This window comes from Parabacteroides sp. AF39-10AC, assembly GCF_003635405.1.
Classification (GTDB): Bacteria; Bacteroidota; Bacteroidia; order Bacteroidales; family Tannerellaceae; genus Parabacteroides; species Parabacteroides distasonis.
On sequence record NZ_QTLP01000011.1, the window covers coordinates 184,910 to 185,982 of the forward strand.

At 53.7% G+C, this 1,073-nt stretch carries 1 rRNA gene (cut by a window edge); it reads right to left on the minus strand.

The features are described 5' to 3' along the window. Window positions 1–1,073: ribosomal RNA gene (locus DW033_RS24655) — 23S ribosomal RNA — on the minus strand; its annotated part reaches 1,891 nt to the left of the window's first position; the annotation flags it as partial.

Consider the following 1,073-nt stretch of genomic DNA (forward strand, 5'->3'; position numbering starts at 1 on the left):
CTACACCCTTCAACCGGCTATTCCGTCAGCCGGCAGGACTGTCACTTCTCCGTCTCCACGTCACTCCATGAGGCAGTATGGGAATATTAACCCATTCTTCCATCGGCGGCGCCGTTCGGCTTTGCCTTAGGTCCCGACTCACCCTGATCCGATTAGCGTTGATCAGGAAACCTTGGTCTTTCGGCGGGGGGGTTTCTCGCCCCCCTTATCGTTACTCATACCTACATTTGCTTTTCCATGCGCTCCAACAAGGGTCATCCCTCATCTTCGACGCCGCATGGAATGCTCCCCTACCATGTCTTACGACATCCACGGCTTCGGCAGATCGTTTATGCCCGATTATTATCCACGCCAGATCGCTCGACTAGTGAGCTGTTACGCACTCTTTAAATGAATGGCTGCTTCCAAGCCAACATCCTAGCTGTCTCTGCGATCCGACCTCGTTAGTTCAACTCAACGATCATTTGGGGGCCTTAGCCGGTGGTCTGGATTCTTCTCCTCTCGGACACGGACCTTAGCACCCGCGCCCTCACTCCCTGTAAATATATATCGCGCATTCGGAGTTTATCTGGACTTGATAGGCGGTGAAGCCCTCGCATCCAATCAGTCGCTCTACCTCACGATATACTATAAAGAGGCTGCACCTAAATGCATTTCGGGGAGTACGAGCTATCTCCGAGTTTGATTAGCCTTTCACCCCTACCCTCAGCTCATTGGAAAGCTTTTCAACGCTTACCCATCCGGTCCTCCAGTTGGTGTTACCCAACCTTCAACCTGGCCAAGGGTAGATCACTCGGTTTCGCGTCTACCCCCCCCGACTGGCCGCCCTATTCAGACTCGCTTTCGCTTCGGCTCCGTACCTTAGGTACTTAACCTTGCCGGGGAAGGTAACTCGTAGGTTCATTATGCAAAAGGCACGCCGTCACATCTTGACGATGCTCCGACCGCTTGTAGGCAGACGGGTTCAGGGTCTATTTCACTCCCCTGCTCGGGGTTCTTTTCACCTTTCCCTCACGGTACTGGTTCGCTATCGGTCTCTCGGGAGTATTTAGCCTTACGGGATGGGCCCCGCA